The organism is Lachnospira sp. CLA-JM-H23 (assembly GCF_040096425.1).
GTDB classification, from domain to species: domain Bacteria; phylum Bacillota; class Clostridia; order Lachnospirales; family Lachnospiraceae; genus Lachnospira; species Lachnospira rogosae.
In genome coordinates this window covers 81,687-101,101 of the sequence record NZ_JBBMET010000001.1, presented here as the reverse complement: position 1 = coordinate 101,101, position 19,415 = coordinate 81,687, and the positions used below count along the sequence as shown (strand labels likewise).

Genomic DNA, 19,415 nt, shown 5'->3' with positions numbered 1-19,415 from the left:
TATTATATAAAAGCTATCTGTGTCGGAAGAACCATAAATGTATCATTGAAATATCAAATTATATATATTATAATGGGGGTTAGTATTCTAGGCACTTAAATAACAATATACATCAGGAGGTACTTATGCCTATCAAAATCAAAAGAGAAGTTCCCGAAATGGAACGAAACAATCGTGTAGCTATGCTAGCACACTTAATAGAAGTGCTTGTTATCAGCCTTCTTGTTTTTATGCAGACAGCAGTTGGTATAACATCATTCGCCTACGCAATTATTATCTTTGCTATCGGAATGGCACCTGTGATTGCTGAATTTATTTTCTGGAACAAGAACCACGAAACTAATGCAATCAAGCACTTAGTAGCTATAGGATATGCTGTTTTCTATACCTGCAACATATTTACAACAACAAGTATTACTATGTATGCCTTTGCACTTCCTATGGTATTTATTGTTTCATTATATAACGAATTCCGTCTTATGTTTCTTGTCAATTTTGGCGTAGTTATTGAAAATATTATCACTATTATTATCGGTGCAAGAACTGGCAGAATGGGCTATCTTGGAACTGATGCCGCCGTTATACAGCTCATAATTGTATTAATAACTGGTATATATGCCTGTATGCTTGCTCTTGCAACTAAAGCTAATGCAGACCAGAAGATTAATAACATTTCTAAATCAAAAGAGCAGAGTGATGAGCTTCTTAGTCAGATATCAGAAATGTCTGCTACAATGCAGAATGGTATTTCTGAAGTATATGCTGATTTAGAAAAGTTACAGGAATCTTCAAAGATCACACAATCAACTATGTCTGACGTATCCAACGGTGCAACTGATACAGCCAATGCCGTACAGAACCAGCTTACACAGACAGATGCAATTCAGAAAAAAGTTGAACTTGTAGATATGTCCGCTAATGAAATCTCTGCAAGTATGGCAGAAACCCTTGATATCCTTACACAGAGCAGTAAAGATATTGAGCATCTTGTTACTACAGTTGATATATCTGTTAAGAACGGAGAAATGGTTGCTGATAAGCTTACTTACCTTAACAACCATATTTCACAGATGCATTCTATTATTGTTATGATTGAGGAGATTGCTTCCCAGACAGAACTCTTAGCATTAAATGCAAGTATTGAAGCCGCAAGAGCTGGTGAAGCTGGAAAAGGTTTCTCCGTTGTTGCTTCTGAGATTTCCAAAATGGCAACACAGACAGGTGATGCAACTGAGAATATAACAAAGCTTATACATAATATGTCATCAGCTATTGAAGATGTTGTATCAGTTATCTACACTATGATAGACGGAATTAATACTGAAAAGTCTTCTACTGAGAATACAGCCAAAAGCTTTGATAATATTCAGACTAATACATATACTGTCCGTGATAATGTTTCAAGACTTTCATCAAGTATTGATGAACTCAAACAGGCTAACAGCGTAATTGTTGACTCTATACAGACAATATCAGCTGTATCTGAACAGCTCTCTGCACACGCTGCTGAAACCACTAATACAGAAGATGCCAATATGAAGATTCTTGAATCAATCAATACAAGAATGCATAGTCTTATAGACACTATTAAGCACAATAATCAATAATCAACATATTACAAAATACCCTGTTATGTAAGAATAAACTTGTTGGAGTTAATCCTTACATAACAGGGTATTTTATATTATATAATATTCTTTAATTATTCCGTCTGCATTCATTGATTGAAGCTGTCATAAGCTCCCTGCTGTTAATAACTTCTGTCACAGAATACCGGTGTTTCAATATATTTCTTAATATCTGTAACTGCATTTTTACCAAAATGTGCCAATGCCCACATAAGCTTCATAACAACCGCTTCTGTCGTCATATCAGCGGCTATAATAACATTTTCTTTAGCCAGCTTCTTTCCCACCTCATATATATCAAGATCAACACCCTCATAATTGCACTGTGTTGTCACAACAACTGCAACACCAGCCTCTATAAGCTTGTGAATTTCCTCTACAATATTGTTATCTATATTCGGAATTCCACCAATCCCAAAGCTTTCAATAACAACACCTTTATAGTGTCCCTTAATAAATTCAAATATCTTATTATCTATTCCCGGAAACAGCTTAATAAGCATCACATCTGAACATAACTCCGGCTCTATTCCGCTGTTATCAGACTTATTATAGTCACCCTGCACAGCCTCATTATGTGTTATCCTGCTATGCTTAATATGTGCAACAACTGGATAATTAACACTCTCAAATGCATCATAACTGCGTGTCTTAACCTTTCTTGCATGTGCACCATTAATTATGCACCCATCAAATGCCACATATACACCAGCCCTTCCCTCACACGCATATATTATCGCATCTGATAAATTCTTCTTCGCATCTGTATATTCTGCTTCCATTGGCAGTTGTGATCCAGTTATAACAACAGGCTTATTAAAGTTCTTCAGCATATATACAAGTGCCGCAGCAGTATAACCCATTGTATCCGTTCCGTGTGCCACGACAAATCCATCATAATTATCCCTGTATTCTTTTATTGCCTTTGCAATATTCATCATAAGTTCAGGATTCATATTGGTACTGTCGATATTCATTATTGAAATTCCTGAAAGCTTACATTTTTCTTTAATATGCGGTATATATGAAAGCAGTTCGTTGACATTAGCTGATGGTGTAAGCCCTTCATCAGAGGACGAACAGGCTATTGTTCCGCCAGTAGCTATTAATAATATATTCTTCACGCCAGTTCTCCTTATCTCCTGCCGCCCATTCCGCAGCTTATGCCTGAATTATCATCAGGAATTTCAGAAATGTATCTTGCTGTAAATGCTGCATTGACCTCTGAAATCTCCTTAACTCCGTCAATATAATCACGGAAGAATTCCATAAGATCTATTCCACTGCTCTCACAGCCCTCACTTTCCTCCCACTGCTTAACAAGCTCTATTCTCTCTGATTTAGTTGTATCCTTAATTAATGTACTTTTCATACTACTCCTCTTTCCTGCACATATATTTTATTTATCAGTATGTTCCCCGATGAGCTTTTCCATCCAGACCATATTGTACCATCTTTTAAATTTATATCCGCAGTCATAGAATTCTCCTACAAGCCTGTATCCTTGATGACTATGGAACTCTATGCTGTTTCTGTTAAGGTATTCATCTTCTTTCTTAGGGCAGGCTATACAGGCGTACATATTAAGAAAGCCATCTTTCCTTAACTCATCTTCTAATGTCTTATGAAGTATTCCACCAATGCCCATATGCTTCATATTATTATCAACATATATAGATGTTTCTACACATCTGCTGTATGCTTCTCTTTCGTGGAACATTCCAGCATACGCATAACCAACGATTGTGCCATTATTCAACGCTACAATATATGGATACTTTTCAAGTGTATGTCTGATTCTTTCAATAAATTCTTCCAATGTTGGTACATCATATTCAAATGTTATTGCTGTATTCTCTACATATGGTGCATATATCTCAAGAAGTCTTTTTGCATCTTCAGGCACAGCATAGCGTGTTGTTATCCCATTTGACAATTCACCTTTTGACCGTATATCATCTATCGCTTTATTTAATTCCTGCATATTATCTTACGCCTCTTTTTCATACTTATAAACTTATATAACATTTTATTGTTCTTTTCCTATTATAATCTTTATAAGTTCTTTATCAATCATAAGCGTCTTATTCCAAGGGTTAATTATAATGCCGCTAATCTCATCAACCTGCAAAGCTGAATTCAACAGCTTATCTATATCTGTTAAAAACGTCGATTTAATGTTATCTGCACCTTTTAATTCTTCATCAAAGCTTGTGTAAGCTATCCACCACATCTGTCCGTCTTCTGTCTTTATAACCTTCAAATTAAGCTTACCATCTGGCAATGGCGGCTCTACTGCTATTATCAGCTGACCTTTATCATTCATTCTGTGCCTTACTATAGACAATGCTCTTACAAGATTTTCCTCTGTCGGTTCTTTCTGTATGTTAACAATTGCTTCTTCTATTTTGTCATTACCAATTAATGAAACATCTATCTGCTCTTTATTCCCTGACATGTGCTTTCTCCATTCTGTTTACATTCGTTATTAAAATGCTATATCAACATACCATTAGAATGTGGGCAAGTCAACTTTAATCAGGCAGCCTGGTAAAGTATGTTTATTTATATATTCTTATCAAGTGCCCTGAACACATCACCCATCGCACAATTAAACTCTATGTCTTTATTCATATCCAGCTTGAAATCCAACGGCTCTTTATTCATTACGACAAGATGCTTTCCAGCAAATTCCCATACAAGTCCTGCCGCTGGATATACCTTTAATGATGTTCCTGCCACTATTAACATATCAGCCTTTCTTATAGCCTCCACCGCACTCTCATATGCACCTGCTGGAAGCTGTTCACCATACAAAGTCACATCTGGTCGTATCATATGGTTACACTCAACACATCTTGGAATTGCTTCCCTGCTCTCAAATATATAATCTGCCGGATACTTTTTACCGCATTTTTCACAATAATTTCTTGTAGTTGCACCGTGAAGTTCAATCACATTAGTGCTTCCAGCCATCTGATGAAGTCCATCAATATTCTGTGTAATAATCTTATCCAGCTTTCCAAGCTTCTCTAATCTGGCAAGCATATAATGCGTTATATTAGGCTTTACATTTCTTGCATCCATTTTCTGTCTGTAAAATTCAAAAAATACCTTAGGCTTATGATGAAGACACTCTTCACTGAGCAGATATTCTGGCTCATACATATCAAATTCAACATCGTGCTGGTTATATAAGCCGTCCTTACTACGAAAATCTGGTATTCCAGACTCTGTCGATACCCCAGCACCTCCAAAGAATACTATGCTATTACACTCATTAATAAAATCTGTAAGCTTGTTTATTTTATTATCAAATTCATTATCATAACCCATAATAAACCTCTTTTCCAAATACATTACTGTATCACAACTCTGTCCTGCACTAACGGATTTTGTCTGTGCTCATCTGTTATTATAATCATTCATTCCGCAGTGTACGTATAAGAACGCTTAGCTAATCTAGCTTATAGGACAGTCTTTTATATGACAGTATACCACATTTCCTGTGCTTATCCACTTGATTTTTTTAATTCATTCACAATACACTTGACTTTAAGCTGACTCTAAGTGTTAATATAACAATATAATAATCAGCTAAATAATCGGACAGGAATTAAGTAATAGCGTGAAAATAATTTTCATACCAGGGATTTGTGTCTGTGCGCACCTGACACAAACCCGATATGCGCAAAAATGTGTGCAGAAATGAGGATATTATGACAATCAAAGAAGTAAGCCAGAAATATAATATTTCACAAGATACACTACGATACTACGAACGTGTTGGTCTTATACCAACTGTTGCCCGCACTTCCGGCGGCATAAGAAATTACACAGAAAATGACCTTGGCTGGGTTGAAAATGCCATCTGTATGCGTAATGCTGGAGTTCCTATTGAAGCACTTATTGAATATGTGAAACTCTATCAGGAAGGCGATGAAACATTTGAAGCAAGAAGACAGCTTTTACAGGAACAGCTTGATGCCCTTAAAGAACAGCATGCACAGATTGAAGCAACTATGAAACGTCTGAAATATAAAATTTCAAGATATGAAAACGCCGTAAAAACTGGTGTATTAAGCTGGGATGACTGTCCTGAAGATATAAATATCAAACATAGCTGATATAAGCTTATACAGCATATAATTTAATCAATATTCGGCATATTACACGACAAAAGAGGGTTTCTGACTACAGAACCCTCTTTTTATTTACGGCAGTTAAAGCATTATATTTCAACCAATATAACATTTCATACCAAATGTATTGACAGTATATAATATATTATGATATATAATACTACGACTGGCATACTACGACTAACGTAGTATGCCAGTCGTAGTATTTTTTTTGGAGGTTTTATGGCTGGTATAAGTAGTGACATTATCAGAGGTTACAACGACACTATGATACTCTATCTTCTATTAGACAAACCATCATATGGATATGAAATATCTAAGCAGATTAAAGCTCTATCCAATGAAAAGTATATTATGAAAGAAACAACTCTCTACTCTGCATTTACACGAATGGAAAAGAATGGATATATAACTTCATTCCCTGGTGTAGGTGACAATGGTGGAAAGAAAAGAACTTACTACAGCATAACTGATGCCGGAAGAGAGTATTACAAAGCCCGCTGTGAAGAATGGGCACTTACCAAAGAAGTCGTTGAACAATTTATTAAGAAGGAGAATTAACTTATGGAAACAATCAAAAGTTATCTTGAAACTATGTTCGCCAATATGCCGAACACTCCTGAAGTTCTTCGTGCCAAGCAGGAACTATGGGGAATGATGGAAGACAAATACAATGAGCTGATATCAGAAGGTTTAAGTGAGAATGAAGCTGTTGGAACTGTTATATCTGAATTCGGCAATCTTGATGAACTTTCCGAAACACTCGGACTTAACAGACAACAGTACAATACACCTTCTGATAACAGAAGATGTCTTTCGATAGAAGAAATCAAGAAATACATAAGAGCTTACATTGTGAAAAGTATTCTCATTGCAATCGGCGTATTTTTATGTATTATAAGCCCTATATTTCCAATTATTGGAGATATGATTGGAATTACCTTTATTGAAAACATTATGGTAGCTGTTATGTTGACAGTAATTGCGATTGCAGTCGGATTTTTCGTATTATCAGGTATTATGCTTAAGCAATTTGATGATATCAAATACAAACAATGCCGCGTTGACTACCAGTCTGCCTCATATATTCAGAATGAATGTGACCATATGCGTACAATTCATTCGCTGTGTCTAAGCATTGGTGTTGCATTATGTGTCATGAGCGTTATACCTCCAATAATAATTGATGCACTTAACTTTGAAATTCTTGACGACCTTGGTGGTGCCGGAGTATTATGTTTTGTCGGCATTGGTGTGTTCTTAATTGTATATCAGGCAAATGCTTCAAAAGCCTATAAAGTGCTTCTATCACTTAACAACCCTGACACAATAGCTGGCAATTATGCCAAACCAGCTAATAAGTCTGTTGAATATATTAATCCTACAGCCACCGCTATTATGTCCGTATACTGGTCAACAGTAAGCTGTATTTACCTTTCTATCAGCTTTTTAACATTCTACTGGCACATAACCTGGGTTATATGGCCTATTGCCGGGGTAATCTATGCTTTATTAAAAAATGTTTTAAGAAAATAATATGAGGGTCTAAGATAGGAGAACACTATGAATAAAAGAATTTATCTTATTATCATATATATAATAACCGCTTTATGTATAATAGCTGGTATATTAGGAAATATATTTAATGCCGCACCATTCAACCGATTAACCGCTTCCTCTTCTGGAAACAATTGCGATTTCTACGAAGAATTAAAAGCATTTTCTAATATTACAATCGATGGCACTGTAGCTCATATCAATATTGTAAAAGACGATACTTACAGCTTCAAATATGAGGGCGGAGAGCGTTTTAAAGCTACTGCTGTTGTTAACGGCAGTACTCTTAATGTGACACAATCTACAGAACATTTCCTTGGTAATATTAAAAATGCAGATTGTACAATAACAATAGGAATACCCGAAAATGCGTCTATAAGCGACCTGCATTTATCTTCTAATGTAGGAAATGTTAAAATCGACTCTATAGATATTGGTTATTTAACAGCTTCATTAAATATGGGTAACTTTAAAGCTTCTAACAGCAATATTGAAAAGATTAACGCAGAGATTAATATGGGTAACTGCAAATTTGATAACTGCACATATAAGTCAGCAATTATTAATGTAGATATGGGTAATTTAACCATCCGTATGCCTGAGAATAAAGATTGTGGTTACGACCTTAGTGTAGATATGGGTAACATCACATTATATAATAATAAATGCTCCAACACATACACTAATAATCTTAGTTCCTCTACTCTGCTAAAAGCCACTGTAAATATGGGAAATATATCAATTAATAATTAGTAATAAAAGCTGCCGTATGAAACATTTTATACAATATATAGAAGCTATTGAACTCTATATACTGTAAAAATATGTCTTCTACGACAGCTTTTTATTAACTTCAATAATTATTGCCTAACAAATTGCCAGACGAATTTACTACAAAATGTCAATTAGAAATTAAGGTCAATCTCAATTCCTTTAATATCTTCATTAACCATATTATTATTCTTCATAAGCTGCTCAACCTGCTGCTGTGCTTCTGATAAATGGTCTACAGCCTGACTATTAATTGAATTATCAAGCTCAAGCTTGTCTGCCTGTTGTTCATTTTCAAGAAGCTCTTTCTCTTCCTGACGTTTCTTCTTGGCTTCATCAATCTGCTCTTGCTTCTTTTCCTTCTCTTCTTCTGCTTTCTTAGCTTCTTCCTGCTGTTCCTTCATATTATCATCTATATTCTGCTTACCTTCATTAACAAGCATACCAAATATATCTTTATCAGCAGCTTCAATAATACTGTCTGCCGCATCTCCTGCTTTTAACATATCCTGAGATTTAAGCTGCTCTAACTTGGCATTATTGATAGACATAGTCTTATTCATTGCTTTAAGATCATTCTGGTCTATCTGAGACCTTATGGCATCTTTAGAACTGTTAATCATAAGAGCTTTCTTCTGATATTCTGTTAATGGCTCATTCTGCAATTCTTTCAATCTGTCAATTTCTTCTTTGCTAAACTTGTCATTAGATACACCATTTCTGTTATCCTGATATTTCTTTAATAATTCAAGATCCTTCTGCTCCTGTGACTCTGAATGTACGCCATATAATTCCTGCAAATCCTTCTGACTTTTATCTATATCTTTCAGCTTTGACTTTAAATCAGCATTAATATTAGCAATATCTGCTTTCTCTGACTCCATATCCTTAATACCCTGTGCTGCTTTATTATCCTTATCCCATGCATCTGAAATAAGCTTCATGGCCTGCTTTCTGGCAACCTTTCTTTTCTGGCTGATATTAAATTCCCTATCCGTCATATCGTTAAGATTACCTGCTGATATAGACTTAATATTCTTCTTAGCACCAGTCTTACTGTTCTTAATGCTAATATCTGAATTATTGACATTAATATTAATACTCAAAGCCATACATAACCCCTTTCTCTAATGAAAGAAATATATTTATCTTTCCATTGTACTTTTGCAATAATATTTTACACAGAATAATCGAACTGCTGACCTACCTTCTTTTCATCATCAGTCTTTACATCATCGTTCATATACTTCTGTGTATATTCCTGTATCTTCTGTAACAATTCTTCCATAGAAGAAGCTGTTATAGTTACTGTATCCTCATCTTCCTCTATTCCACTGTTATCATCTATCCTGCTGTCTTTCTTGTTCTCAAGACGTTCCTGTTCTTCCTTCTTCTTAGCTTTCTTTGCTTCTGCCTTTTTAGCTTCTTTTTTCTGTTCAGCTTTCTTGGCTATCCTTTCTTTCTGTGCTGCCCCTGACTTCTTAAGTACAGCAAAAAATGAAGCTGTTCCACCATCATTTACCTGCATACCGTAACCCTTAACATTAGCTCCAGTTGCGGCAATGCTCTGTCCTAGCTGTGAAAGACCACTTGCGGCATTGGCAATTATTCCTTCATACTGCTTGCGGTAATTCTCATCTTCAGCCATTCGCTCAATTTTATCCTCATCAATAAGAACAACCATATTATTAGCATTGGCATAGTTTGAAGCCTGTGCCTTTGCATATTCTTTCTGGTCCTCACTTACCAGAATAAAATTCATATTAGAATATTTCTTCTTGAGCTGGTCATAATACTTAGATGCCTTCTCACTTAATCTTGGATTGCCAATTGTCTGTCCATTTACAGCAACTTTTCCGTCTGCCTTTGTGTTATTAACTGTCGAAGTATCCTTAATAGATGCTGTGTCGCTTGTCTTCGCAGTATTGCTACCTGCATCACTCTTAGTTTTTACCTTTGAAGTGCCTGTACTGCTGTAAACATAATTCTCTGCTATTGAAGGATAACTTCCATTGTAAATTGTATTACTCATATCCACTCCTCCTTGAATGAAAAATCAATCTGTCAAAATCCGTTCTGACATTATTTACATACAATATATCGGCAAAATACTACAAAGTATAACAATACTTATAAATATTTATATTATAAAATATTCCATCTTAATTTAAGCTTAATATAATCGCAATTCCTTATAAAAAACGCACCTATCCAGACATTACTGTCTGAATAAATGCGGATTTCACATACTAATATTCTGTTAATTGATTACTTAACACTTATTTTGAATTATTTGATAGCTTTTCCATCAGAAAATGCGTTACCAACCTTTTCACCAAGTACATAATATTCATTATTAAATGGGTCAAATGTAATTGGTGCAACCTTAGCAACATCTACTTTACCATCTGTAAGTGTAGCTTCATCAACGCTTACATTAACTATCTGTCCTACAAGTCTGCATATATTCTCATCATAGCTTTTGACCTTACATTCAACACATACTGCAAGTTCATTGATAACTGGTGCATTGACATTCTCACTCTTAGTTGTTGTAAAACCGGCCTTTGAAAGCTTGTCAGGAACTGTATTAGCTGACACAATACCTACATAATCGCACTCTGCGACATGCTTGGCATCTGCCATACTTACTGTAAAAGCACCTGTCTTTAATAAATTCTTAACTGTCTTATGTCCTGCACTAAGGCAAAGAGATAACTCATCACCTTCGCTTATTCCACCCCATGCTGCGTTCATAGCATCTGCATTACCATTCTCATCATATGTTGCAATAATAAATACAGGCTGTGGATAAGTTAATGGCTTTGCTCCAAAATTCTTTCTTGACATAATATATATTCTCCTTTCGGTTCAATAAATTTATAATATATCTGATAACTGCAAAATAATATTTTACAGATAATCATCTTTGTGTTCTTTTTGAAATAACCGGGCATTCAATATCTGTATCCTCAGGATGAATCTTATCTTTTTCCATAATAAGTTCGCCAATTTCATCTGCCCTTATAATTCCTCTTGATGGGTTCATAACACTATCAATTTTTCCATTAACCTGCACATCTACATTAGAATATTCAAACGCAAGTGTAGTATTAATCAATGTACAATTCTTCATAACAAGATTATCTATATAACACATACCTTGAAGGCTTTCTATTGTACAGTTAATAAGTGTAAGATTTTTAGAATTCCAGCCAAGGTACTCTCCTGATATAAATGAGTCATATACTGTGACATTATTCGTGTTCCAGAACGCATCTTTTGACAGAAGCTTGGCATTATGGATTTCTACATTTTCAGCACCATCAAATGGATAATTACCAGCAAGCTGGAAATCCAATATCTTCATATTATGGCTGTTCATTGCAAAATAATCACCTTTGGCACTGACCTTCTGCATTGTAACATCATCGCAGTTCCACAGTGTCTCAGCCGCATTAGGCATAACCACATTCGACAATGTAATATTCTTACATCTTCTAAAATTCTTAGGAGCTTCAATTAAGGTATCTTTAATCAGCAGATTATCTGTATACCATACTCCAGCCCTTGCCATCTCTGCCCACGAACAGTTATTAGCAACTACATCTTTGCAGTACCATAATGGGTATTTCCATTGGAAGCTGCTGTTATTAAGTTCAATATTGTCCGATTCTTTCAATGGTGATTCGCCCTCGCCAAATATTGTATTACTAATTTTAATATCTTCACTATTAAACAATGAGCGTTCCCCAGTGAAATAACCATTATTTATCTCTTTCATAATTTACTCCAATTCCTATCTTTTTAACTTAAGTTGAATATATATTATATTTTAACACAAATATTTACCAACCAGTCTGATATGTTTATTAAATTATAATAAAATTATAAGAATATACCTGTGTAAATCCATTGAACAACTTGGAATCCCGTCCTGACTTACTATTCCTCATCATCAGCTATCAGCTCCATTCCAAGCCCATTAACCCAGTTCTTAATTTCTTCATCACCAGCATTATCAGAAAGCTTACCACCAGTAAGCCATACCGTATTATCCATAAGCTCGTCCGCACTTGATACACCATTAATAATATCCTGTGCCACATCATATATTACAACGATTGTCTTACCATCAAGATTAGCTTTGCCGGCAAATTCCTTTATATCATCCGATACTCTGTAATCATCAGATGTCGGATTAACAAATAAAGTATTGTACTGGCTGATATTAATATTGCTAACATCATCTGGCATATCAATAAGGTCAGCATCAACAATTTCAGCAAGCTCGCTCATAACTGTACTTTCCTTGTCCATATTAATCACAGCAATCTTTTTATCTGAACCTTCACCTGCATACTGAAATGTACAATTACTATCTGTGCAATAAGTCTTATATGCCACCTGACTTCCGCCAGCTTTCTGACTGTCATACACAACATTCTGTCCATTATATAATGCTGTCTTTGTACCAGCCAGCAAATTCTGTGGCTCATCTCTAAAAAGACTAACTGCCGCAATTACACTCACACAGGTTGTTATAATAAGTAACTTTTTTCCACCCAGTTTTTCTGACATTTCTTACTCTCCTTTTAACCTCAATAAATATTAATAATAATTCTGCTTTAACAGAACCTCTGCACCACGCCCAGCTTTCATACAGCTTAAGAATATGTATAGGAATATTATAGCGTTCTCCTGCCTCATTAATTGTCATATTCTTGCCATAACCTCTTAATTTAATTTCAATTATTACTATATCTGCTGCATTACATTTTGTATCCAATTGAATATTAATCCTTGAAGCTCACTCCAAGTCAATACAACATCTGTTACAATTCCATAATTTATTGTTCCTAATTATTTAAAATGTGTTATTATAAAACATATGTGACTATCAATTATAACTGTCCATATTATAAATATATAATTACACAGGAGATTACAATATGCCAGTATTTGATTTTAAGAATGCTTCAAAAGAATCATCTTTTGAATGTACCTATACAACATTTTCATCTGACAATAAGACAGCTTCACCAGAACACCCCATATTCGTTCTTGATAACAGTGAACATAACTGGGCTGCAGAAACTATCGGAATGTTTGCCAATCCATACAAAAAGACTGCATTTGAATTCCAGACAGATGACGGCAATATCTTAAGCAATATTATTAAGGTAGATGCAAGATTTACAAGCCTTATCAAATGGCTTGGTGAGAACCGCATTAAGGTTAAGCTTTCAGGTAAGAATGTAGAAGATGGTTATGCTGTATACAGAATAAGAGAGATTGCTTTTAACAACAGCCAGAAATTATCATCTGAAGACGGATTTTTACAGTATATGATAGAACGTCTTTTAGACAGTAGTATCGTGGCTCAGGATATTCCTGATGACGAATTAGACGAGTCAGGCGACAGTATGAAGCTTACAAGTATTACAAGCATTTCTGATTTCCTTAACTGTGCCGGAATAACTCTTCCTGATAACATAAGATTATGGGCTAGAAGAAATCTTGCAGTTGCTCGTTCAAGCGAGGTAACTCCTGAGGAGAAACGTCACGCACAGAGAGCTCTTTCAATAATGCTTAACATACAGTGGAAAAGCAACTATTTTGAATCAATCGATCCTGTTGAGGCAAGACGTATTCTTGATGAAGAACTCTTTGGTATGGAATCTGTTAAGCAGAGAATTATTGAAACTGTAATTCAGATTAACCGTACACATACACTTCCTTCATATGGAATTCTTCTTGTAGGTCCTGCTGGTACTGGTAAATCGCAGATTGCTTACCTTGTTGCAAAAATCCTTAAAATGCCTTGGACAACTCTTGATATGAGTTCTATCAATGATGCCGAACAGCTTACAGGAAGTTCAAGAATATACTCTAATGCCAAGCCTGGTATTATTATGGAAGCATTTAACAACGCTGGTGAATCTAATCTTGTATTCATAATCAACGAGCTTGATAAGGCAACTTCAAGCAACGGCAATGCGAACCCTGCCGATGTATTACTTACACTGCTTGATAACCTTGGATTTACAGATAATTATATGGAATGTCTTATTCCTACATCTGGTGTATATCCAATTGCAACTGCTAACTACAAGGAACAGATTAGTGCTCCATTGCTTTCAAGATTTGCAGTTATTGATATTCCAGATTACTCCAGAGAAGAAAAGAAGACTATATTTAAGCAGTTCTCTCTTCCTAAGGTATTAAAGAAGATTGGTCTTCACGAGAATGAATGTACTATACTTGATGAAGGACTTGATGTTGTACTTGATATATTCAAAGACACAACAGGTATCCGTGACCTTGAACAGGCTGCTGAACACCTTGCCGCACACGCACTCTATTTAATAGAAGTTGACCACGTTAAAGAGGTTGTATACAACGCAGATATGGTTAAGGAATTATTCTCTACACACCACTAATAAACTGCTGTTATAAAATGCGTGACATAGATATTAACTATGCCACGCATTTTATTATATCAACTATAAATTATAACCAGTAAATCCACTAGTTTATCACTTGTATTTTTTTACTTTTATTTTTTATCACTTATAACTTTTATTATTTTTATTTTTTATCATTTATACTTTGATACATTAGTTGAATCTACCTTTTCAAATGGTACCCATACATATAATCCGTCATCTGATATTCCTTCAATGCCACTCGTACTGCTTCCTGTTCCGAGTGCTATAGCTGCTTCTATAAGCCTCTTTCCCTGTCCGTCAGCAGACTGGTATACTGTAAATGACATTGTTCCTGCTTCTATTGCCTTACAGCCATCGCTTGTCGCATCAATACCAAGAATTAATATATTACTCTTTCCTGCTTTACGACACGCATCTACTATACCAAGTGCCATAGTATCATTGTTACATATAACAACATCACATTTCTGGTTAGTCTTTAAGAATATATTAAACATTTCCTCTGCTTTTGACTGCTCCCAGTTAGCGTGGTCTTCAAATACATAATTAATCTTCTTTCCAGAAGCGTTAAGTATCTCTTTAACAGCTTTAGTTCTTCCCTTAGTTGCTGAATGGCTTGATGGTCCTTTAATTATAGCAACATTAATCTCTGATGATGATTTTAACTTATCAAGCACATATTCTGCCTGAAACTGTCCTGCTGTGTACTCATCTGAGCCAACATACATATACTTGCCAGCTTTAAGTCTTGATTCATCTGGTGATACATTAAAGAATACAATAGGAATATCTCCTGCGAGAGCTTCAAGCTCTAATGAAGTATCCTTATCTACCATATTACAAAGAATTACATCATAATTCTCTGAAACGGCTTTCTTAATATGCTCAACCTGCTTTTCAATTGAATTATTGGCATCTAATATATCAAGCTGTGCATTATTCTCCTGTGCTGTTTCCTTTGCTTTATTAACTAACTGTGTTCTAAATGTATCAGCCTGTGCCAGTGTCATTAACATTTTTACACTGCTCTTACTGCCTGTTGAAGATGTATTAGTACCAGTGCCACAGCCGGCAACACCTAATACAAGCATTACCAGACATATTAATAAACATAACCTTTTCTTCATTCTATAACCTCTTTTCCAGATATTTTATCTTCTCTATATATGAAACTGCTGTACCTGATTAGAAAGTTGTTCTGCCGAAGCTGCTAATTCTTCTGCTGAGGTTTCCACCTGTCCACTATTTTTAGAAATATTATTAGCCTGTCCTAACATTGACTCAGATGTTGCCATAATCTCATCTGAGCTTGCAGCCTGTTCCTCACATATAGCAGCAACATTAGTAGCAACCTCATCAACACGTCCAATCTTCTCAACAACATTTGCCATAAGTTCATTGGTTGCCTTAATATTATTGAATATTGTATTAAATGTATCTACTGCTGTATGAATTAATACTGCACTGTCACCAATCTCTCCAACACTGTCCCCCGCCTGACTTACAGCGTCTTCAACAAGCTTGTTAATCTCTGTGATAAGCTGTGTAATGTGTCCTACAGACTCTGTACTGTTCTTTGCAAGTGAACCTATCTCAGAAGCAACAACTGCAAAGCCTCTTCCTGCTTCTCCTGCTCTTGCTGCTTCAATAGATGCATTAAGTGATAAGAGGTTAGTTTCATCAGCTATATCACCTATAAGCTTAATAATATCGACTATTTCCTTAGAAGCCGAGCCAACTTTATTAACAGCTTCCTCAAGACTTCTTATTGATAACTCAATATTGTTAAGTGCTTCGCTGACGTGTTCCATATCCATTCGTCCTTTTTCGGACACTTCAACTGTCTCACGCATTTTAATATCAACTGAGTCGCCATCGTTCTTAGTTTCTGCGGCAACACCTGCAAGCTGTGTAACATTTTCTGCTATCTCATTAACTGACACTGATAACTGGTCAACTGTGTCGTTAAGTTCACGCATCGACTTAGACTGTATATCTGCCGCAGTATTCATCTCGCCTGATACATTCTTGCTTGAGACTGCCTGCTCCTTTAATCGTACTGATACATCTCCAATCTGGGCTATCATCTGGCGCATAGCCTGAATAAACTTCTGTATGCTCTGTCCCATAACCGCAATCTCATCATTGCCCTTAACATTAACTGATACAGTAAAATCACCAGAAGCCATCTGTGTGATAGCTTTAGTCATATTCTTTACTGGCTTAACTACCACATTAGTCATTCTTTCAACAAGAACACAAAGAACCATTATACATATAATTCCTACAATTATCATAATAGTTCTTAAACGTATAAGCTCTGCAAGTACAATATTCTTAGGAATATATGATACTAATACCCAGTCAGTGCCATCGACCTCTTTAAATACCGTCATGTTACCGTCAATAGTTGTAAAATCATAATCATTAGAATTAAATTGGGCTGCTACCTTCTGATAATATTCACTCTGTCCGGAAGCACCAAGCTTCTGTGATATTAATGAAGATTCTCTGTCAGCAAGTATAACTCCTGTATTCTTATCAACAAGAAATGCCTCTGCATTATCCATATCAATGAAAGAATTGACAATTATAGTAATTCGGTCAAGTGTCATATCTGCTGATATTACCCTTATATTATCAGTTCCGTCATTAAGAATACCTGAAGCACTAATTACATTAACCCCCTCAGCGTTCTTATATGCCGAACCAACAGCCATATTAACCCTTGTAAGGCCTTCCTTATACCATATGCTCTGTACAGGATTGCTCTCCTTCTTAGTTGACTTATCCGCCTTTATAAGATTACCATTAGAGTCAGATACATATAAACCATCTGGATAATTATCATTATAGTTATAATATCCATCAAGAATAGCCTTTAGCTGTGTATCATCTGGGTGAAGATTTTCTATTGTGGTCTTTGCCATCTGGAAAGAAGCAAGGTTCTCACTTAACCAGGCCTCTATCTTAGATGACTGGTTACTTACCGATGACTCCAGCAGATTCTGTGAATAATCTTCAATTATCCCCGCTGATGCCTGATAAGCAATAAGCACAAGTACTGCTACGATAGCAATAACGACTGGCATTATGCTTCCCAAAAGCCTGGCTTTAATTGATATTTTCCTTTGTTTCTTCATAATTAAAAACCCCTTTCTTATGTATTCAATTGTATATAATTTTCACGCAAATACACAATATTTATTATATCACTTTACAATTATTTAACAATCTTTTTATTATAATTCACTATTGCCATTGCACATATGAACATTGGAAATGTTATGACTTCCAAAATGTTACCTGCACCCTGCACAGCATACACTAAAGCCGCCATTCCAAAGCCTGCAATTATATCCGGCACACCATGCTTTGCTGAATTGACCAATGTATGAATGAAAATAACTAATAAAATAATTACGCCGACACACCCCATCGTAACAAGCATTTGCAGCCATATGCTGTGTGCGTTATCAACTACATTTCCATATAAAATATCCCAGTGGCTGTCTGAATAATAGCTCAGATTCTTTCTAACCGTTTCCTCACCCAACCCGAATATTTTATATATAAATGGATAATTCTTATAGCCATTGATAAGATTACTCCATATGTAACCTCGTCCTGAACCCCAGTTATCTGTTATATAAAATGCTCCAATTTTATTAATATTATCACTAATCACACGGACTATGGCATATATTCCAAATCCACCTGCCATTACACAATATATTATCTGGACTATGCGGATTTTAATATTGTCAAGCAGCTTCTGCATTCTGTTATCACTAAGTACTATCAATACATATAGAAGCAATAACACTATAATTATGATATTAAATATATTATTAGTTGATATAAGCCCTGACATTATATTGCTGAGCTTCCTTACTCTATCCGGAATAATAAGCTTAATACACCCTGCAACACGTCCTGCAAGCAGAACTGCCGTAAGCGTCACTATGTATTTTTTTATTAAAGCCACCGATTTAATTGAATATGGAAACAGAATAACCAGCGGAATTACAACAGCCACAAGTGCCATATCACTGTCGCATATTATAATTCCAATTATTCCAGATATTACTGCAATATAATAGAATATTTCTTTAGCTGCTGTTTCTGCCTTGTAATATGCAGCAATTGCAATAGACAATGTAAGTCCTGTATACATTCCATATACATTAATATTTCCAAGCGTTGACATATACACTGTCTGCTCTTTTATAGTAAGATTACTGAACAAATGCAATATATCAATATTCATATAATTAAACACAGCAACAATATGTACCATAATCGAAGCCGCCAGAATTAATATTACATCTATCTCTTTAAACTCATAACACTCCGAAACTGTCCAATAAAGCAATGCCACTGCAATAAAAAATATCATACCTATATATCTTGAACCTGCACCATATAAGGCTATATTCTTATACGGAGATACAAGATAAGATATTATTGAACTGGCTATCAATAATACCGAATATATAATATGCTTCCTATTCTTTATATTGTAAATTATCTTTATATTGAAGTTTTTCTTTATATCTAAGGACTTCTTTGCCCCCGGATAATCACCAGATATAATTATTCTGAATACAACCTCATTAATAAGCATTGCAATCCAGCCAACAAGTGCAATAATAACAAAGAATACATATCTTGTCTTCGTAACATTATTAAGCTTATCTGTCATAACAAATGGGAATAACACCATCATAAGTATCACGGTAATCTTTCCTATATAATAACGCACATTCTCATATATATTCTGCTTATTCATCTTACTTCTTCCTTTATCCTGTCATCTTATTATATTTGATTATATTATTCATATCTTAATTATTTTATTTATA

General features: G+C 35.2%; 20 protein-coding genes. 6 read left to right on the top strand and 14 right to left on the bottom strand.

The features are described 5' to 3' along the window. The first annotated feature begins 125 nt into the window (after positions 1 to 125). Positions 126 to 1,607, top strand: a complete 1,482-nt coding sequence (locus WMO42_RS00485) for a methyl-accepting chemotaxis protein (RefSeq protein ID WP_055175666.1) — start codon at positions 126 to 128, stop codon at positions 1,605 to 1,607. Between the two features lie 143 nt (positions 1,608 to 1,750). Here the strand turns inward: WMO42_RS00485 and WMO42_RS00480 are convergent, their stop codons facing one another. The 5 genes from WMO42_RS00480 to WMO42_RS00460 form a co-directional block, all read right to left on the bottom strand. Further along, complete coding sequence (locus WMO42_RS00480) at positions 1,751 to 2,752, bottom strand: asparaginase (RefSeq protein ID WP_349153618.1); 1,002 nt, start codon at positions 2,750 to 2,752, stop codon at positions 1,751 to 1,753. Between the two features lie 11 nt (positions 2,753 to 2,763). Then, positions 2,764 to 3,000: a hypothetical protein gene (locus WMO42_RS00475; RefSeq protein ID WP_055175670.1), complete on the bottom strand. Its 237-nt coding sequence runs from the start codon at positions 2,998 to 3,000 to the stop codon at positions 2,764 to 2,766. A 27-nt stretch (positions 3,001 to 3,027) separates the two neighbouring features. Further along, the gene (locus WMO42_RS00470) at positions 3,028 to 3,612 is read right to left on the bottom strand and encodes a GNAT family N-acetyltransferase (RefSeq protein WP_082421601.1); all 585 of its coding nucleotides are present in this window, start codon (positions 3,610 to 3,612) and stop codon (positions 3,028 to 3,030) included. A gap of 45 nt (positions 3,613 to 3,657) precedes the next feature. Next, the gene (locus WMO42_RS00465; protein ID WP_055175674.1) at positions 3,658 to 4,086 is read right to left on the bottom strand and encodes an SseB family protein; all 429 of its coding nucleotides are present in this window, start codon (positions 4,084 to 4,086) and stop codon (positions 3,658 to 3,660) included. 107 nt (positions 4,087 to 4,193) lie between these two features. After that, complete coding sequence (locus WMO42_RS00460) at positions 4,194 to 4,964, bottom strand: NAD-dependent protein deacylase (RefSeq protein WP_090139581.1); 771 nt, start codon at positions 4,962 to 4,964, stop codon at positions 4,194 to 4,196. 383 nt (positions 4,965 to 5,347) lie between these two features. Here WMO42_RS00460 and WMO42_RS00455 point away from each other — a divergent pair, with 383 nt between their 5' ends. The 4 genes from WMO42_RS00455 (at position 5,348) to WMO42_RS00440 (ending at position 8,080) form a co-directional block, all read left to right on the top strand. Next, positions 5,348 to 5,755, top strand: a complete 408-nt coding sequence (locus tag WMO42_RS00455) for a MerR family transcriptional regulator (RefSeq protein WP_022502985.1) — start codon at positions 5,348 to 5,350, stop codon at positions 5,753 to 5,755. A gap of 237 nt (positions 5,756 to 5,992) precedes the next feature. Then, positions 5,993 to 6,331, top strand: coding sequence for a PadR family transcriptional regulator (locus WMO42_RS00450; protein ID WP_022502986.1), 339 nt, complete (start codon positions 5,993 to 5,995; stop codon positions 6,329 to 6,331). A gap of 3 nt (positions 6,332 to 6,334) precedes the next feature. Continuing rightward, entirely contained in the window at positions 6,335 to 7,306 is a 972-nt protein-coding gene (locus WMO42_RS00445; RefSeq protein WP_349191275.1) for a permease prefix domain 1-containing protein, read from the top strand. A 27-nt stretch (positions 7,307 to 7,333) separates the two neighbouring features. Continuing rightward, a complete protein-coding gene (locus WMO42_RS00440) occupies positions 7,334 to 8,080 on the top strand; it encodes a DUF4097 family beta strand repeat-containing protein (protein ID WP_055306391.1) in 747 nt (248 codons plus the stop codon). Between the two features lie 152 nt (positions 8,081 to 8,232). Here the strand turns inward: WMO42_RS00440 and WMO42_RS00435 are convergent, their stop codons facing one another. The 6 genes from WMO42_RS00435 to WMO42_RS00410 form a co-directional block, all read right to left on the bottom strand. Continuing rightward, complete coding sequence (locus WMO42_RS00435; protein ID WP_055175688.1) at positions 8,233 to 9,210, bottom strand: hypothetical protein; 978 nt, start codon at positions 9,208 to 9,210, stop codon at positions 8,233 to 8,235. Between the two features lie 65 nt (positions 9,211 to 9,275). Continuing rightward, complete coding sequence (locus WMO42_RS00430; RefSeq protein ID WP_022502990.1) at positions 9,276 to 10,130, bottom strand: DUF6033 family protein; 855 nt, start codon at positions 10,128 to 10,130, stop codon at positions 9,276 to 9,278. A gap of 257 nt (positions 10,131 to 10,387) precedes the next feature. Beyond that, complete coding sequence (locus WMO42_RS00425) at positions 10,388 to 10,948, bottom strand: flavin reductase (RefSeq protein ID WP_055175692.1); 561 nt, start codon at positions 10,946 to 10,948, stop codon at positions 10,388 to 10,390. A 73-nt stretch (positions 10,949 to 11,021) separates the two neighbouring features. Beyond that, positions 11,022 to 11,882: a DUF3737 family protein gene (locus WMO42_RS00420; RefSeq protein WP_349191272.1), complete on the bottom strand. Its 861-nt coding sequence runs from the start codon at positions 11,880 to 11,882 to the stop codon at positions 11,022 to 11,024. A 161-nt stretch (positions 11,883 to 12,043) separates the two neighbouring features. Further along, complete coding sequence (locus tag WMO42_RS00415) at positions 12,044 to 12,679, bottom strand: hypothetical protein (RefSeq protein WP_349191271.1); 636 nt, start codon at positions 12,677 to 12,679, stop codon at positions 12,044 to 12,046. Beyond that, positions 12,609 to 12,887, bottom strand: a complete 279-nt coding sequence (locus WMO42_RS00410; protein ID WP_349191269.1) for a hypothetical protein — start codon at positions 12,885 to 12,887, stop codon at positions 12,609 to 12,611. Before WMO42_RS00410 ends, WMO42_RS00415 begins: the two co-directional genes overlap by 71 nt. Positions 12,888 to 13,050: 163 nt before the next feature. Here WMO42_RS00410 and WMO42_RS00405 point away from each other — a divergent pair, with 163 nt between their 5' ends. Then, positions 13,051 to 14,541, top strand: a complete 1,491-nt coding sequence (locus WMO42_RS00405; protein ID WP_055175703.1) for an AAA family ATPase — start codon at positions 13,051 to 13,053, stop codon at positions 14,539 to 14,541. A gap of 158 nt (positions 14,542 to 14,699) precedes the next feature. Here the strand turns inward: WMO42_RS00405 and WMO42_RS00400 are convergent, their stop codons facing one another. The 3 genes from WMO42_RS00400 to WMO42_RS00390 form a co-directional block, all read right to left on the bottom strand. Further along, entirely contained in the window at positions 14,700 to 15,677 is a 978-nt protein-coding gene (locus WMO42_RS00400; protein ID WP_349191267.1) for a sugar ABC transporter substrate-binding protein, read from the bottom strand. Positions 15,678 to 15,710: 33 nt separating this feature from the next. After that, positions 15,711 to 17,693, bottom strand: a complete 1,983-nt coding sequence (locus WMO42_RS00395) for a methyl-accepting chemotaxis protein (protein ID WP_090139588.1) — start codon at positions 17,691 to 17,693, stop codon at positions 15,711 to 15,713. 80 nt (positions 17,694 to 17,773) lie between these two features. Further along, on the bottom strand, positions 17,774 to 19,342 hold the full coding sequence (locus tag WMO42_RS00390; RefSeq protein ID WP_349191265.1) for an O-antigen ligase family protein: 1,569 nt from the start codon (positions 19,340 to 19,342) through the stop codon (positions 17,774 to 17,776). Between the last annotated feature and the right edge of the window lie 73 nt (positions 19,343 to 19,415).

Excerpts from the sequence above, each read along its gene's own strand:
- WMO42_RS00475 (WP_055175670.1), bottom strand. The coding sequence starts at position 3,000 with ATGAAAAGTACATTAATTAAGGATACAACTAAATCAGAGAGAATAGAG.
- WMO42_RS00405 (WP_055175703.1), top strand. The coding sequence starts at position 13,051 with ATGCCAGTATTTGATTTTAAGAATGCTTCAAAAGAATCATCTTTTGAA.
- WMO42_RS00445 (WP_349191275.1), top strand. The coding sequence starts at position 6,335 with ATGGAAACAATCAAAAGTTATCTTGAAACTATGTTCGCCAATATGCCG.
- WMO42_RS00455 (WP_022502985.1), top strand. The coding sequence starts at position 5,348 with ATGACAATCAAAGAAGTAAGCCAGAAATATAATATTTCACAAGATACA.
- WMO42_RS00425 (WP_055175692.1), bottom strand. The coding sequence starts at position 10,948 with ATGTCAAGAAAGAATTTTGGAGCAAAGCCATTAACTTATCCACAGCCT.
- WMO42_RS00460 (WP_090139581.1), bottom strand. The coding sequence starts at position 4,964 with ATGGGTTATGATAATGAATTTGATAATAAAATAAACAAGCTTACAGAT.
- WMO42_RS00420 (WP_349191272.1), bottom strand. The coding sequence starts at position 11,882 with ATGAAAGAGATAAATAATGGTTATTTCACTGGGGAACGCTCATTGTTT.
- WMO42_RS00450 (WP_022502986.1), top strand. The coding sequence starts at position 5,993 with ATGGCTGGTATAAGTAGTGACATTATCAGAGGTTACAACGACACTATG.
- WMO42_RS00400 (WP_349191267.1), bottom strand. The coding sequence starts at position 15,677 with ATGAAGAAAAGGTTATGTTTATTAATATGTCTGGTAATGCTTGTATTA.
- WMO42_RS00390 (WP_349191265.1), bottom strand. The coding sequence starts at position 19,342 with ATGAATAAGCAGAATATATATGAGAATGTGCGTTATTATATAGGAAAG.
- WMO42_RS00485 (WP_055175666.1), top strand. The coding sequence starts at position 126 with ATGCCTATCAAAATCAAAAGAGAAGTTCCCGAAATGGAACGAAACAAT.
- WMO42_RS00465 (WP_055175674.1), bottom strand. The coding sequence starts at position 4,086 with ATGTCAGGGAATAAAGAGCAGATAGATGTTTCATTAATTGGTAATGAC.
- WMO42_RS00395 (WP_090139588.1), bottom strand. The coding sequence starts at position 17,693 with ATGAAGAAACAAAGGAAAATATCAATTAAAGCCAGGCTTTTGGGAAGC.
- WMO42_RS00440 (WP_055306391.1), top strand. The coding sequence starts at position 7,334 with ATGAATAAAAGAATTTATCTTATTATCATATATATAATAACCGCTTTA.
- WMO42_RS00430 (WP_022502990.1), bottom strand. The coding sequence starts at position 10,130 with ATGAGTAATACAATTTACAATGGAAGTTATCCTTCAATAGCAGAGAAT.
- WMO42_RS00415 (WP_349191271.1), bottom strand. The coding sequence starts at position 12,679 with ATGTCAGAAAAACTGGGTGGAAAAAAGTTACTTATTATAACAACCTGT.
- WMO42_RS00435 (WP_055175688.1), bottom strand. The coding sequence starts at position 9,210 with ATGGCTTTGAGTATTAATATTAATGTCAATAATTCAGATATTAGCATT.
- WMO42_RS00470 (WP_082421601.1), bottom strand. The coding sequence starts at position 3,612 with ATGCAGGAATTAAATAAAGCGATAGATGATATACGGTCAAAAGGTGAA.